Origin of the sequence: Nesterenkonia sandarakina, assembly GCF_014138825.1 — a bacterium.
GTDB classification, from domain to species: Bacteria; Actinomycetota; Actinomycetes; order Actinomycetales; family Micrococcaceae; genus Nesterenkonia; species Nesterenkonia sandarakina.
Map to the genome: position 1 here is coordinate 2,293,011 of NZ_JACJIH010000001.1, position 15,699 is coordinate 2,308,709.

Here is a 15,699-nt window from a genome sequence, read left to right on the forward strand (position 1 = left end):
GCGGCATGAGCCCAGCAGTTGAGACTCCCAGCACCTCCGACTCGGCGCCGTCGGCCTCCTCGTTCGCTGCTCCCTTCGCGGGCAAGACCCTCTGGTTCCTCACCGGATCCCAGGGGCTCTATGGTCCAGAGACCCTGGATCAGGTCGCCGAGCAGTCCCGGCAGGTCAGCGACGCGCTGGACGCCGCCGGTGAGGTCCCGGTGCAGATCCTGTGGAAGCCGGTGCTCACCGAACGTGACGCGATCAAGCAGGCCGCGCTGGCCGCGAACGCCGATGAGAACTGCCTCGGGGTGATCGTGTGGATGCATACCTTCTCTCCGGCGAAGATGTGGATCGCCGGGCTCGAGGCGCTGGCGAAGCCGCTGCTGCACTTCCACACCCAGGCGAACATGGCGCTGCCCTGGGCAGAGATCGACATGGACTTCATGAACCTGAACCAGGCCGCCCACGGGGACCGGGAGTTCGGCTACATCGCCACCCGCACCGGAGTCCGACGGAAGACCGTGGTCGGACACAGCAGCGACCCTCGGGTGCAGGGGGAGGTGGGCGCCTGGGCGCGCGCCGCTGCCGGGTGGAACGCGTTGGCGAACATGCGGGTGTGCCGGTTCGGGGACAATATGCGCAACGTCGCGGTCACCGAGGGGGACAAGACCGAGGCCGAGATCCGGCTGGGCACCTCGATCAACACCTGGGCGGTCAACGACCTGGTGGAACGGGTCGAGGCGGTCACCGAGGATCAGGTCCAGGCGCTGCTGGCCGAATACGACGCGCACTACGAGGTCACCGCCGAACTGAGGGAAGGTGGCGCCCGCAGGGAGTCCCTGGCCTACGCGGCCCGGCAGGAGGCTGGGATGCGCTCCTTCCTTGAAGAGGGCGGGTTCTCCGCCTTCACCACGAACTTCGAGGACCTGGGTGGACTGCGCCAGCTCCCCGGCCTGGCGGTGCAGCGGCTGATGGAATCCGGCTACGGCTTCGGCGCGGAGGGCGACTGGAAGACCGCCCTGTTGGTCCGCGCCGCGAAGGTCATGGGCCACGGTCTGCCCGGTGGTGCCTCGCTGATGGAGGACTACACCTACGAGATGACCCCGGGGAAGGAGAAGATCCTCGGTGCGCACATGTTGGAGATCTGCCCCTCGCTGACCACCTCCACTCCGCGGATCGAGATCCACCCGCTGGGCATCGGGGACCGGGAGGACCCGGTCCGGATGGTCTTCGACACCGATCCCGGCGAGGGCGTCGTCGTCGCCATGTCTGATCTGCGCGAACGCTTCCGGCTCACCGCGAACCTGGTGGACCTGGTGGCCCCGGACGAGCCGCTGCCGAACCTTCCGGTGGCCCGCGCGGTGTGGGAGCCGCGCCCTGACTTCGCGACCTCGGCTGCGTGCTGGCTCACCGCCGGGGCCGCGCACCACACCGTGCTCTCCACCGCTGCGGGCCTGCAGGCATTCGAGGACCTCGCCGAGATCGCCGGCATGGAGCTGGCGGTCATCGATGCGGGCACCACGGCCCGCGGCTTCGCGAAGGAGCTGCGCTTCAACGCGGCCTATCACCGACTTGCGCAGGGCCTCTGAGCCGGCGCGCACAAGACCCACTCATTCGCACCACGTGCCTGCCGCACCGGCAGACATCACTTCTCAGGAGGAAAGCATCATGCACAACCGATCAATGAAGATGTTGGGCGTCTCGGCGGTCCTGGTTCTGGGCCTCACCGCATGCTCCGGCGGAGGCGCTGGCAGCGACGGCGGCGATGACGCCGGCGGCGGCGACGCCGCACCGGAGGACATGACCGTCGGCGTCGCGATGCCGACTCAGACCTACGAGCGCTGGGTCAACGACGGCGCCTCCGTGGAGGAAGGCCTGGAGGAGCTCGGCTACACCGCTGACCTGCAGTTCGCCAATGACGACATCCCCACCCAGCAGCAGCAGATCGACCAGATGATCACCCAGGAGGTCGACGCGCTGATCATCGCCTCGATCGACGGCTCCTCGCTGACCAGTCAGCTCGACGCCGCCGACGCGGCCGACATCCCGGTGATCTCCTACGACCGGCTGCTGACCAACAGTGAGAACGTCGACTTCTACGTCACCTTCGACAACTTCGCGGTGGGCCAGAACCAGGCCAACGCGCTGCTCTACGGTCTGGGCGTGCTCGATGAGGACTTCGAGCCCGCCGAGGACGCCCCGGAGGAGACGCTGAACGTGGAGCTCTTCGCCGGGTCACTCGATGACAACAACGCCCGGTTCTTCTGGGACGGTGCCATGGATGTGCTCGAGCCCTATATCGAGGACGAGACCATCGCGGTGCCCTCGGGTCAGACCACCATCGAGCAGGCCGCCACCCAGCGTTGGGAGCAGGAGACCGCTCAGGAACGCATGGAGAACCTGCTCACCAGCACCTACAGCGGCGGCGAAGAGCTCCACGGCGTCCTGGCACCGGCGGATCCGCTCTCCCGCGGCATCATCCAGGCGCTGCGCAGCGACGGTTTGGGCGACACCATCGAAGACGGACTGCCGATCGTGACCGGTCAGGACGCCGAGATCGCCTCGGTCTCGCTGATCGCCGACGGGGTGCAGCACTCCACCATCTTCAAGGACACCCGACTGCTCGCCGAGCAGGCCGTCAACGCTGCAGACACCTTCCTCAGCGGGGAGGAGCCCGAGGCCAACGACACCGAGAGCTACGACAACGGCTCCGCGGTCATCCCCTCCTACCTGCTGCCGGTGGAGATGATCCTGCAGGACAACTACGAGGAGATCCTGGTGGACTCCGAGTACTACACCGAGGAACAGGTCGAGTCCGGCCAGCTCTGATCTCATCCGATTATCTGAGCTGAGCATCGCTCACCGGCTCCAGGGCGGGCCCGGGTCTGCACCCGGGCCCGCCCTGAGGCAGAGGTCCTAAGGAGGGCCCATGAACGAGAACATCCTCGAGATGCGCTCCATCACCAAGAAGTTTCCTGGGGTGGTGGCGCTGGACGACGTGAACCTTCAGGTGCGTCGGGGGGAGATCCACGCGGTCTGCGGCGAGAACGGGGCCGGGAAGTCCACGCTGATGAAGGTGCTCTCCGGGCTCTACCCGGCGGGCACCTACGAGGGCGAGATCCACTTCGAGGGCGAGCAGGTGAGCTTCTCCTCGATCAACGACTCCGAGGCCCTGGGCATCGTGATCATCCACCAGGAGCTGGCCCTGGTGCCGCACCTCTCGGTGGCGGAGAACATCTTTCTGGGCAACGAGAAGGCCACGGCAGGGATCATCAACTGGCACGAGGTCAACTCCGAGGCGGTGCGGCTGATGGAGAAGGTCGGCCTGGCCGAGAACCCGGTCACCCCGGTGGGTCACCTCGGAGTGGGCAAGCAGCAACTCGTGGAGATCGCCAAGGCGCTGAGCAAGAACGTGAGGCTGCTGATCCTCGACGAGCCCACGGCCGCGCTGAACGACGACGACTCCGCTCACCTGCTCGGGCTGATCCGGGATCTGCGCGATGAGGGCGTCACCTGCATCATCATCTCGCACAAGCTCGGCGAGATCGCGGCCGTGGCCGACTCCACCACGGTGATCCGAGACGGCGGCACGGTGGAGACCATCGACATGGCCGAGGCCACCCGCAACGGGGAGGACCTCACCCGTCGGATCATCCGGGGCATGGTCGGCCGGGACATGGAGAACATGTACCCGGAGCGCGATGTGACCTTAGGCGAGGAGGTGTTCCGGGTTGAGGACTGGCACGTCACCCACCCCACCCAGCGGGATCGCAAGGTCGTCGAAGGGGCTTCGCTGAACGTGCGCGCCGGGGAGGTGGTCGGCATCGCGGGACTCATGGGTGCCGGCAGGACCGAGCTGGCGATGAGCGTGTTCGGGAAGTCCTACGGACGCGACATCAGCGGCACGGTGTACATGCACAAGAAGCCCGTGAAGATCGAGACCGTGGCCGATGCCATCAAGGCGGGCATCGCCTATGTCAGCGAGGATCGCAAGCGCTACGGGCTGAACCTGATCGACGACATCCGGCGCAACGTCACCGCCGCCGCCCTGAAGCGGGTCGGCCCGCGCGGCTGGATCAACGGCAACGAGGAGATCGCGGTGGCTGAGCGCTACCGCAGCTCGATGAACATCAAGGCACCGACGGTCCTCTCCGTCATGGGCAAGCTCTCCGGAGGCAACCAGCAGAAGGTGGTGCTGAGCAAGTGGCTCTACACCGAGCCCGAGCTGCTCATCCTGGATGAGCCCACCCGCGGCATCGACGTCGGCGCGAAGTACGAGATCTATTCAATCATCAACAAGCTGGCTGCCTCGGGGAAGGCGATCATCGTCATCTCCTCCGAGCTGCCCGAGGTGCTCGGCATGTGCGACCGCGTCTACGCGCTCTCCGCCGGGCGGATCACCGGGCAGCTTCCCGTGGAAGAGGCCACCCAGGAGCGCCTCATGGAGCTTATGACTATGGAGAGGGACTGAGGCATGACCGGTACATCAAATCTCTTGGAGCTCATGACGCGGAATCTGCGTCAGAGCGGCATCTATATCGCCTTCGTGTTCATCGTGCTGCTCTTCACGGTGCTCACCGGCGGCACGCTGCTCAGCCCCGGAAACATCACCAACCTGGTGCTGCAGTACTCCTACATCCTGATCCTCGCCATCGGCATGGTGATGATCATCGTCGCCGGTCACATCGACCTCTCGGTGGGCTCCGTGGTGGCACTGACCGGTGCGGTGGCCGCCGTCGTGGTGATCCGGGAAGGGATGCCCTGGTGGGTCGGGATCATCGCCGCGCTCATCACCGGTGTCCTGGTGGGCATCTGGCAGGGCTTCTGGGTGGCGATCGTGGGGATCCCGGCGTTCATCGTCACCCTGGCCGGGATGCTGATCTTCCGCGGACTGGCCATGCAGGTGCTGGACAACGTCTCTCTCTCCCCGTTCCCCAACGAGTACCGGCAGATCGCCGGCGGCTTCCTCAACGGACTGCTCGGCGGCCCCGGCTATGACGTCTTCACCCTGCTGATCTTCGCCCTGGCCGCGGCCGGCTTCGGCGTCCAGCAGTGGCGGGTGCGGATGCGCAAGCTTGAGTACAAGCAGCCGGTGGAGGCGCTGTGGCTCTTCGCGATCCGGGTGCTCGCAGTGGCGGCCGTGATCATGGCCTTCGGCTGGCAGCTGGCCAACGCCCGCGGCATGCCCATCGTGCTGATCCTGCTCGCCGCGCTGGTGCTGATCTACGGATTCGTCACCCAGCGCACCGTCTTCGGGCGGCACATCTACGCCATGGGCGGCAACCTCGACGCCGCGAAGCTCTCCGGGGTGAAGACCAAGCGGGTGAACTTCCTGCTCTTCGTCAACATGGGTGTGCTGGCGGCCATCGCCGGGATCGTCTATTCGGCACGGTCGAACTCCGCCCAGCCGGCGGCGGGCAACATGTTCGAGCTCGACGCCATCGCGGCCGCCTTCATCGGCGGCGCGGCGGTCACCGGCGGTGTGGGCAAGGTCCAGGGCGCGATCATCGGCGGCCTGATCATGGCGGTGATGTCCAACGGCATGCAGATCCTGGGCATCGACCAGTCCACCCAGAACGTGGTGCGCGGCGTGGTCCTGGTGCTCGCCGTGGCCTTCGACGTCTGGAGCAAGAAACGGTCCTCCGTGAGCGCCTGATGCTGCGGGTCAGCTCCACGTGACGACATCGAGTGTGCGAACCGTGCGCGATCTTCAGCCCTTCTGGGCAGGAATTGCGCGCATATCGCACACTCGATGTCGTCTCGATGAAATGCCGCGCAAAGTGACGCCGCCTACTTCTGGAAGTATGAGGGAATGAGCATCGATTCCGAACAGCACACATCGGTCATCCGCAGCGCCTGGGCGCCCGTGGACGAGCGGCGGCTCGTCCTGGGCGAGGGCGCACGCTTCCTGGAGACCGGCGTCAGCCCGGTCCCAGAGAAGGAACGGCCGGGCACCGCCGCGCACCCCTTCGTGCTGGTCGACATCCTGGACGGTCGGATGTACTCCACCTCGGCCGAGCCCGGTTCCGGGCTGACCCTGCAGGGCAGCCTGACCGAGCCGCTCGGCGCGGTGGCCCCGGTGCGTCAGCACAGCTCCGCCCCGGAGGGTCAGTGGGTGGCCGCGCGGGGTGAGGGCCTGGCGCTGCTGGAGCGCTCCGCCAGCGGCGAGCTGCAGGTGCTGGAATCCCTGGGGGAGCCGGCTGCCGGGCGCTCCGCGGTGCCGCTGCGGATGAACGACGCCGTGGCCGACCCGCACGGCCGGTTCTGGGCCGGAGCCATGGCCTATGACGGCGACGCCGGGCAGGGCTTCCTGCTGCGCCTGGACCCCGACGGGTCTATCCACGTCGTGCTCGAGGACCTGGCCATCCCCAACGGCCCGGCGTTCAGCGCCGATGGCGCCACCATGTACCTCTCCGACACCCCCACCGGATGGATCCGGCGCTACCGGGTGGACATCGCCACCGGTGCGCTCGACGCCGGGGAGGACTTCATCCACATCAGCGAGGGCGGCCCCGACGGGATGACCGTCGACGCCGAGGACTGCCTGTGGTCCGCGGTCTGGGGAGCCTCCTGCCTGCACCGCTACTCACCCGCCGGGGAGCTCCTCGAGCGCATCGAGGTGCCGGTGCGCCAGCCCACCTCCATCGCGCTCAGCGCCGCACCGCCCTACCGGGTGATGGTCACCTCCGCCACCCAGCACCTCGATGAGCCCACCGACCACGACGGTCGGGTGATCACCGCCGAGGTCAGCGTCGCGGGGCGCCCCGCGGTGAGCTACCGTCCCGGACCCGAGCAGGAGCCTCAGTCCAACTGGGCCGGGAACCTCACCTACTCCAGCACCCGGCTGGAGCGCCCGCGCTCGATCGATGAGCTGGCCCAGCTGGTCGCCGAGTCAGACCAGGTCAAGGCGTTGGGCAGCCGACACAGCTTCAGCTCCGTGGCCGACACCACCGGCACCCTGATCACGCTGACCGAGATGCCGCGGGTCTTCGTCCTCGACACCGAGGCGCGCACCGTCACCTTCGACGCGGCCACCCGCTACGGGGACCTTGCGGCGTCGCTGCAGGCCGAGGGCTGGGCGCTGCCGAACATGGCCTCGCTGCCGCACATCACCGTGGCAGGGTCAGTGGCCACCGGCACCCATGGCTCCGGCGACCGCAACCCGCCGCTGGCCTCCTCGGTGCGCAGCCTGGAGATGGTCCTCGCCGACGGCAGCCTGCGCACCTTCCGTCGCGGCGAGGCAGACTTCGACGGCGCGGTGGTCAGCCTGGGTGCCCTCGGGATCGTCACCACGCTGACCCTCGAGGTGATACCCAGCTTCCAGGTCCGCCAGGACATCTACGAAGGCGTCAGCTGGGAGGGCGTGCTGGAGAACTTCGAGGAGCTCACCGGTGCGGCCTACAGCGTCAGTCTCTTCACCCGCTGGGCTGATGAGCACTTCGGGCTGGTCTGGATGAAGTCCACCGAGGAGCCCCCAGCCGAGGTGCTCGGTGTGAGCGCTCGCCGGAAGGACATCGGCCTCGCCGGAGGCCCGCCCGAGTTCGCCACCGAACAAGGCGGACGGTGGGGCAGCTGGGACCAGCGCCTGCCGCACTTCCGGCTGGACTTCACCCCCAGCAATGGCGACGAGCTGCAGAGCGAGTATCTGCTTCCCCGCGAGAACGCGGTGGAGGGTCTGCGCCGGATGCGTGCGCTCGCCGCGGAGATCGAGCCGCTGCTGCTGATCAGCGAGATCCGCACCATGGCCGCCGACGAGCAGTGGCTCAGCGGGGCCTCCGGGCGGGAGACCGTCGGGTTCCACTTCACCTGGCTCCAGCGAGAGGTGGAGGTCGCCGCGCTGCTGCCCCGGCTCGAGGAGCAGCTGCTCCCGCTCGGGGCCCGGCCGCACTGGGGCAAGCGGTTCGCCACCACCGAGATCGCCAGCCACTACCCCCGGCTGGGTGACTTCACCCGCTTGGCGAAGGAGCTGGATCCGAAGGGCACGTTCCGCAACGCGTTCTTAGAAGAGATGCTCTTCGGATCGGAGCCGCGCGACTAGCGGTGGCTCGCCGCTGAACAGGGGCGACCAATTTAGTTGCGCGGTGATGTGTTTTGCGCCACAGGGCGTAAGGTTGACGCGGATCACATTCCTGCTGCTGCCGAGGAGTCCGATTGACCGAGTCCACCGAAGTTCACCAGCCCGCCCCGAGGTCCGCCGAACGCCCGCTGCGGGTGGCCATCATCGGCCACGCGTTCATGGGTGTCGCCCACACCCACGCCTGGCGGACCGCGCCGCGGTTCTTCCCCATGGCGGGTCCACCTGAGCTCGCCCTGCTCGTGGGTCGGGACGAGGCCCGCACCCGGGCCGCCGCGGACCGCCTGGAGATCGCAGAGATCGAGACCGACTGGCGACGCGCCGTGGAGCGCGAGGACATCGACGTCGTCGACATCTGCACTCCGGGCAACACCCACGCCGAGATCGCCCTGGCGGCCCTGGCCGCAGGCAAGCACGTGCTGTGTGAGAAGCCGCTGGCGAACTCTGTGGCCGAGGCCGAGGCGATGACTGCGGCCGCAGAACGGGCCGCGGCCCACGGAGTCCGGACCTTCTGCGGCTTCAGCTACCGCCGCACCCCCGCGCTGGCGCTGGCGAAGCGCTTCGTGGAGGAGGGCCGGCTCGGTGAGATCCGGCACGTGCGCGCCCAGTACCTGCAGGACTGGCTCAGCGACGCCGACACCCCGTTGAACTGGCGGCTGGAGAAGGACAAGGCCGGAAGCGGGGCGCTCGGAGACATCGGCGCGCATTCCGTGGACGCCGCCCAGTGGGTCTCCGGACAGCTCATCGAGGGTGTCTCGGCGATGCTGCACACCTTCGTGGAGACCCGACCGCTGGCCGGCACCGCGGAGGGCCTCGGTGGCAGTGCCGAAGCCGGCGCCCGTCGCGGTCCGGTGACGGTCGACGACGCCGCGGCCTTCACCGCCCGGTTCGACGGCGGCGCGATCGGCGTCTTCGAGGCCACCCGGTTCGCCCAGGGTCGACGTAACGCCAACCGGCTGGAGATCAACGGCAGCTCAGGCTCGATCGCCTTCGACTTCGAGTCGATGAACACCCTTGAGTACTTCGACGCCCGCGACGACCAGGCAGCCCAGGGCTTCCGCACCATCCAGGTCACCGACGCGGTGCATCCATATACCGATCGTTGGTGGCCGGTGGGCCACGGCCTGGGCTACGGGGACCTCTTCGTGCACCAGGTGGCCGACGTCGTCGCCGCACTTCAGGCGGACACCGCTGCGCGCCCCGATTTCGCCGAGGCGCTGAAGGTCCAGCGCGTGCTCCACGCCGTGGAAACCAGCGCGCGCAACGCCAGCCGATACACCTCGGTAGACCGACCCGACTCACAAGACTGAGAGAGACCATGACCAAGAGCGCCCTCATCGTCCGCGGCGGCTGGGACGGGCACCAGCCCGTGGAGGCCACCGAGTTCTTCCTGCCGTTCCTGGAGGCCAACGGCTACCAGGTGGCGATCCACGAATCCCCGGAGATCTACGCCGACGCCGCCACCATGGGCTCGGCCGACCTGATCGTGCAGTGCATGACCATGTCCACCATCGAGAAGGACCAGCTCGAGGGCCTGCGCGCCGCCGTCGCCGCCGGCACCGGACTGGCCGGATGGCACGGCGGCATCGCCGACTCCTACCGGGCCAGCGACGGATACCTGCAGCTGATCGGCGGCCAGTTCGCCCACCACCCGGCGGTGCACCCGGATGAGCGCACCGGCGAGCAGTCCGACTACTACACCCCGCATCGGATCGACATCGCCCCTGAGGCCGCCGATCACCCGATCACCGCCGGCATCGAGAGCTTCGACCTGGTCACCGAGCAGTACTGGGTGCTCCACGACCAGCTCATCGACATCCTCGCCACCACCACGCTGCCCAAGCGCGACTTCGACGACTGGGAGCGCCCGCATGTGAACCCGGCGATCTGGACCCGGCGCTGGGGCCAGGGCCGGGTCTTCGTGTCCACACCGGGGCACCGGGTCGAGGTGCTTCAGAACCCGAACGTGCGCACCATGATCGAGCGCGGCATGCTCTGGGCCAGCCGATGAGCGCCGCCACAGAATCCCAGGATCGGTCACAGGACGGATCCCAGCGCAGGCTCAACGTCGGGCTCATCGGGGCCGGAAACATCAGCGGACAGTATCTGCAGACGCTGAACCGGCTCGAAGACCTGAACCTGGTCGGTGTCGCCGACCTCGACCTGGACCGGGCACGCCAGGTGGCCGAAGCCGGCGGGGCCCAGGGCATGAGTGTGGATGAGCTCCTGGCCTCCCCGGAGGTCGAAGCCGTGATCAACCTGACCATCCCGCGGGCCCACGCCGAGACCTCCCTGGCCGCCATCGCCGCGGGCAAGGGGGTCTATGTGGAGAAGCCCTTCGCCGCGACCGTGGCGCAGGGGCAGCAGATGCTCGCCGCCGCCGAGACCGCCGGAGTGGTCATGGGCAGCGCACCGGACACGGTGCTCGGCACCGGAGTGCAGACCGCACGCGCTGCCGTGGACGCCGGGCAGATCGGCACCCCGATCAGCGCGGTGGCCACCATGGTCACCGCCGGCCACGAGAGCTGGCACCCCAACCCGGACTTCTACTACCAGCCCGGCGGCGGGCCGCTGCTGGACATGGGGCCCTACTACGTCACCAGCCTGATCACGCTGCTGGGACCGGTGACCTCGGTCATCGGCGCCTCCAGCGCGCTGCGCACCGAGCGGGAGATCGGATCCGGCCCCCGAGCCGGAGAGAAGCTGCCCGTGAGCACCCCGAGCCACATCACCGGGGCGCTGATCCATGAATCCGGTGCCATCTCCACCCTGGTGATGAGCTTCGACGGCACCGCCAGCCAGGCGCCGCCGATCGAGGTCCACGGCACGGAAGCCTCCATGGCGGTCCCGGACCCGAACCACTTCGCCGGTGAGGTCCTTCTCGCCCGCGACCGGAACGAATGGCAGCCGGTGCAGACCGCGGGCGGCTACGTCCAGGCGGGACGGGGCTACGGCCTGGCCGATCTGCTCTGGTCCGGCGCCTTTGACGGCGACCCCACCCTCGGCCGGGCGCAGGGAGCTCTGGGGCTGCATGTGCTCGAGGTGATGGCCGGGGTGCTCACCGCCGCGGAGACCGGAGCCTCGGTGACCATCAGCTCGCGGGCAGATCGACCCAGCGCGGTGCCGCTGGATCCGCGATGAGTCCCGCGGTTCGATCCCCGCGCGGTCCAATCCCGGCGCGGGCGGCCTAGGCTGAGGGCATGTCCCCGTCCAGTTCCCGCCCGACGATGCGCGATGTCGCCGAACGCGCCGGAGTCTCTCCCAAGACGGTCTCCAACGTGCTCACCGGCACCGCGCAGGTGCGCGAACCCACCCGGCAGCGCGTGGAGCGGGCGATGCGTGAGCTGGACTTCGTGCCCAACCTCAGCGCCCGCGGACTGCGCAACGGCCGCTCCGGGGTGATCGGGCTGGCGCTGCCAGACCTGCGTGCCGCCTTCTCCGCCAGCATGACCCATGCCGTGGTGGAGGCCGCCCATACGCGCGGCCTGGTGGTGCAGGTGGAGGAGACGGCGGCAGAGCCGGGCCGCGAGCATGACCTGGTCACCCGCGCCCGGACGCACCTGATCGACGGCATGGTGCTGAACCCGGTGCGGCTGCAGGACAGCGTGGTGGAGCACCTGGACCATCTGCCGCCGATCGTGCTGATCGGCGAGGTGGAGCAGCACCGCACGGATCGGGTGTTCATCAACTCCCGCGACGCGGCCCGCGACGCGGTCCGCCACCTGCTGGCCCGCGGCGCGCGCCGGATCGTCTCCCTGGGCGGCGCGGAGTCCGGGACGGGCCTGGACAAGGCCACCCAGGGGCAGCGACTGCGCGGCTACCTCTCCGGCCTCACCGAGGCCGGGCTCCCTGCACTCGCGCAGCTGCAGGTGGAGGTGCCGGAATGGACCATCGCCGGGGGAGCCGCCGGCATGCGGGAGATCCTGCAGCGCGGCGCCCCGTTCGACGCGGTCCTGGCCTTCACGGACTCCATCGCCCTGGGGGCCATGCATGAGCTGCGCAGCTGGGGTGCGCGGCTGCCCGAAGACGTGCTGGTCTGCGGCTTCGACGACGTCGAACACGCCCGATTTGCGGGAACCCCGCTGACCACTATCGGCTTCGATCACGAGGACTACGCCCATGCGGCGCTGGACCTGCTGACCTCCCGGATGCGGGACCGCACGCTGCCGCCGCGAGCGGTGGAGATGCCCTACGAGCTTCTCGCCCGAGCCAGCACCACCGGCCCTCCAGCAGGGTTCTCCGGAAGAAACTCCGAAAACTAGTGTGACCCGCACCACATCTGTGTAGGATGGGTGCAGTCTTTACATCGATGTAAAAGACGCAGGCTCCGGATGGCGGAGCTTGACTCCGCGTACGTCCGTAAGTGGTGACTCATGATCGACACGCGCATCAATCGCCGAAGCGTCCTTGCCGGTGGCCTGGCGACGGCAGGTCTGGCGGCCCTCGCGGGCTGCACCCCGGCTCAGGGTTCACAGACCACGACCCTGCAGTTCTGGCACCTGCTCAGCGGCGGTGACGGCATCACGATGCAGGGCATGATCGACCGCATCAATGCGGCACACGGTGGCTTTCACGTGCGGCCCACCGTGCTGGCCTGGGGTGCCCCGTATTACACCAAGCTGGCGATGGCCGGTGCGGGTGGGCGGGCACCGGATCTCGCAGTCATGCACTCCTCCCGGGTCTCCGGGTATGTCCCCGGCGGACTTCTCGACCCCTGGGACCTGAATCAGCTGACTGAACTCGGGGTCTCGGAGTCCACTTTCACGGATCCCGTCTGGAACTCCAGCGTGGTGGACGGGGAGGTCTACAGCGTCGCACTGGACGCGCACCCCTTCATCACGCTGTACAACACCGAGATCTGTGAGGAAGCCGGAGTGTTGAACTCCGACGGGCAGCTCATGCGGCCCGACAATCCGGAGGACTTCCTCGAGATGGGTCGGGAGATCGCCGGCGTCACCGGCACCTACGGACTCTCCTACGGGTTCATCGGGGACGGGAACCAGATGTGGCGGCTCTTCTACACGCTCTACTGTCAGCACGGGCAGCAGATGACTTTCCCCCAGGGAGGATCTGTCGAGGTGGACGGCGACGCGTTCGTCGCCGTGCTGGAGTTCATGCACCGACTTGTCGATGGTGAGGTCGCCTCTCAACGTGGGACCATCGACGCCGCCGTCGCTGAATTCGCCGCGCAGCGGACGGGGATGCATTTCACCGGTGTCTGGGAACTTCCCCCGATGCAGGAGGCTGGGGTCCCGCTGGGTGCGACCATGATTCCTCCGATCTTCGGCGACGAGGCGGTCTATGCGGACTCGCACTCGTTCGTCCTGCCGCACCAGGCCAACCCTGATCAACAGATGCGCCGCGACACGTACACCGTGGTCGCAGAGCTGTTGAAGAACTCGATCACCTGGGCTGGTGCCGGGCATATACCCGCCTACCTTCCCGTCACCGAGAACGAGGACTACGCCGAGCTCACTCCGCAGGCGGAGTACGCCGAGGCGGCGGACTATCTGGTCTATGACCCGGTGGCCTGGTTCACCGGTTCCGGGTCCAACTTCGTTCAGCAGTTCGGTCAGATCGTCGGCAGTGCGATCACATCCGGCAGCGGGTACGACCAGGCGCTGGAGGAGTTCCGTCGATACGTCGACAATCTTCTCGCCCAGCCCAATCCCGCCAATCCACAGGGAGGACGGTCATGACCGACGTGATGGCAGTTCGCAGCGCTGCGGGTCCCGAGCCCGGGGCGGCTCCAGGAGAGGATTCCAAGGGGCGCCGCACCTCACCCACTCGAGGGCAGGCGAGCCGACGTGGGCAGCTGGTCGCCTGGGCCTTCCTGGGCCCGTTCATGGTGGCCTTCCTGCTCTTCGTGATCTGGCCGCTGATCCACGGAATCTACCTTTCTCTGACCGACCAGTCGCTCACCGGAGCGGGTGGCAGCTTCATCGGACTCGGGAACTATTCCGAGGCGCTCTCCGATCCGGTCATGTGGACGTCCATAGGGAACACCGTCTGGTTCACGCTCATCACCACGGTGCCCCTGGTGCTGCTCGCACTGATCATGGCGCTGCTGGTCAACACCGGGCTCCCCGGGCAGTGGCTCTGGCGGCTGTCCTTCTTCATGCCATTCCTGCTCGCCTCCACGGTGATCTCGCAGATCTGGGTCTGGATCTTCAATCCACAGATCGGCGCGGCCAACGAGATCCTCTCTGCAGTCGGCCTCGAGCCGATCGCCTGGCTGCAGACCGCCAACGTCGACCTGATCTCGATCGCCATCGCCACCATCTGGTGGACCGTGGGCTTCAATTTCCTGCTCTACCTCGCGGCGCTGCAGAACATCCCGACCCTGCAGTATGAGGCTGCGGCCGTCGACGGAGCCGGACCCTGGCGTCAGCTGTTCTCGATCACCATCCCTCAGCTGGGACCGGTCACCGGAGTCATCCTGGTGCTGCAGATGCTGGCCTCGCTCAAGCTCTTCGACCAGGCCTATCAGATGATGGAGGGTGGCTCCTCGGAGACCTCCCGTCCCATCGTCCAGTACATCTTTGAGGCGGGCTTCGTCGGATACCGATTCGGCTACGCCTCCGCCATCTCGTACATCTTCTTCGTGCTGATCCTCATCGTCGGCATCTTCCAGATGGTCGTGCTTCGGAATCGAAAGGGAAGCTCATGAGTTCCACAGCCACCGCCACGAGGACCGACGACCCGCAGGTCGACGTCGCGCCGGTTGATGTCACCAAGGTCAGACGCACCAATCGGATGCCGGGGGAGAAGCCGCTGGGCCCGGCGCGGATCTTGGCCTTCCTCGCCCTGGCATTGATGGCGCTGCTCTGGCTGCTGCCGATGCTCTGGGCCATCGTGACCTCCTTCAAGACAGAGACCGACGCCGCATCCGGGGGTCTCGAGCTCATCGGCCCCAACGGGATCACCACCCAGGCCTACGAAGCGATCCTCGCCGAGGGCAACGTCTACGTCTGGGCGCTCAACAGCCTCTGGACATCCGCGGTGATCACGCTCATCACGGTCTCGATCTCGGCGCTGGCGGCCTACGCCTTCTCCCGGCTCGACTTCAAGGGCAGCCGCTGGATCTTCCTGGCGGTCATCGCCTCGATCATCGTGCCCCCGCAGGCGCTGATCATCCCGCTCTACTACCAGATGCTGACCTTCAACATGGTCGACACCTACTGGGGGCTGATCCTCCCGCAGGTCGTGATGGCGCCGATCATCTTCATCCTGAAGAAGTTCTTCGACGCCGTCCCCGTGGAGCTCGAAGACGCGGCCCGCGTCGACGGCGCAGGCCGGCTGCGGGTGTTCTTCTCCGTGGTGCTTCCGCTCTCGCGCCCGATCCTCGGAGCGGTGTCGATATTCGTGTTCATCCAGGCATGGAACAACTTCCTGTGGCCCTTCCTGATCATCAACGACACCACCCTGATGACCCTGCCGGTCGGGCTGCAGACCGTGCTCAGCGCCTACGGCGTGCAGTACTCCCAGGTCATGGCGCAGGCAGTGCTCGCCGCACTGCCCCTGGTCATCGTCTTCCTCTTCTACCAGCGCCAGATCGTCAAGGGGGTCGCGACCACCGGCTTCGGCGGCCAGTGACCGATCATCCCGACAGAACACGCAGCCCTGCACGCAAGACGTCACAC

At 67.5% G+C, this 15,699-nt stretch carries 12 protein-coding genes; all 12 read left to right on the forward strand.

From position 1 onward, the window contains the following. The first annotated feature begins 5 nt into the window (after window positions 1-5). Window positions 6-1,571 (forward strand): L-arabinose isomerase, encoded by a 1,566-nt coding sequence (gene araA, locus HNR24_RS10400; protein ID WP_058888145.1) that lies wholly within the window; start codon window positions 6-8, stop codon window positions 1,569-1,571. 79 nt (window positions 1,572-1,650) lie between these two features. Next, a complete protein-coding gene (chvE, locus tag HNR24_RS10405) occupies window positions 1,651-2,811 on the forward strand; it encodes a multiple monosaccharide ABC transporter substrate-binding protein (RefSeq protein WP_058887863.1) in 1,161 nt (386 codons plus the stop codon). 100 nt (window positions 2,812-2,911) lie between these two features. Beyond that, entirely contained in the window at window positions 2,912-4,453 is a 1,542-nt protein-coding gene (gene mmsA, locus HNR24_RS10410) for a multiple monosaccharide ABC transporter ATP-binding protein (RefSeq protein ID WP_182495716.1), read from the forward strand. Between the two features lie 3 nt (window positions 4,454-4,456). Beyond that, complete coding sequence (gene mmsB, locus HNR24_RS10415) at window positions 4,457-5,638, forward strand: multiple monosaccharide ABC transporter permease (RefSeq protein ID WP_179441297.1); 1,182 nt, start codon at window positions 4,457-4,459, stop codon at window positions 5,636-5,638. Window positions 5,639-5,794: 156 nt separating this feature from the next. Then, window positions 5,795-8,020, forward strand: coding sequence for an SMP-30/gluconolactonase/LRE family protein (locus HNR24_RS14310; RefSeq protein WP_182495717.1), 2,226 nt, complete (start codon window positions 5,795-5,797; stop codon window positions 8,018-8,020). Between the two features lie 113 nt (window positions 8,021-8,133). Next, on the forward strand, window positions 8,134-9,366 hold the full coding sequence (locus HNR24_RS10425) for a Gfo/Idh/MocA family protein (protein WP_259392437.1): 1,233 nt from the start codon (window positions 8,134-8,136) through the stop codon (window positions 9,364-9,366). 8 nt (window positions 9,367-9,374) lie between these two features. Beyond that, window positions 9,375-10,067, forward strand: a complete 693-nt coding sequence (locus HNR24_RS10430) for a ThuA domain-containing protein (RefSeq protein WP_182495718.1) — start codon at window positions 9,375-9,377, stop codon at window positions 10,065-10,067. Further along, window positions 10,064-11,197: a Gfo/Idh/MocA family protein gene (locus HNR24_RS10435; protein ID WP_182495719.1), complete on the forward strand. Its 1,134-nt coding sequence runs from the start codon at window positions 10,064-10,066 to the stop codon at window positions 11,195-11,197. The genes HNR24_RS10430 and HNR24_RS10435 overlap by 4 nt, the downstream gene beginning before the upstream one ends. Window positions 11,198-11,256: 59 nt before the next feature. Beyond that, window positions 11,257-12,318 carry a LacI family DNA-binding transcriptional regulator gene (locus HNR24_RS10440; protein WP_182495720.1) on the forward strand — a complete coding sequence of 354 codons (1,062 nt, stop codon included), beginning with the start codon at window positions 11,257-11,259 and terminating at the stop codon, window positions 12,316-12,318. Window positions 12,319-12,429: 111 nt separating this feature from the next. Next, on the forward strand, window positions 12,430-13,755 hold the full coding sequence (locus HNR24_RS10445; protein WP_058887857.1) for an extracellular solute-binding protein: 1,326 nt from the start codon (window positions 12,430-12,432) through the stop codon (window positions 13,753-13,755). Then, window positions 13,752-14,726, forward strand: a complete 975-nt coding sequence (locus tag HNR24_RS10450) for a carbohydrate ABC transporter permease (protein ID WP_232301698.1) — start codon at window positions 13,752-13,754, stop codon at window positions 14,724-14,726. Before HNR24_RS10445 ends, HNR24_RS10450 begins: the two co-directional genes overlap by 4 nt. Further along, a complete protein-coding gene (locus HNR24_RS10455; RefSeq protein WP_058887856.1) occupies window positions 14,723-15,652 on the forward strand; it encodes a carbohydrate ABC transporter permease in 930 nt (309 codons plus the stop codon). Before HNR24_RS10450 ends, HNR24_RS10455 begins: the two co-directional genes overlap by 4 nt. Window positions 15,653-15,699 lie beyond the last annotated feature (47 nt).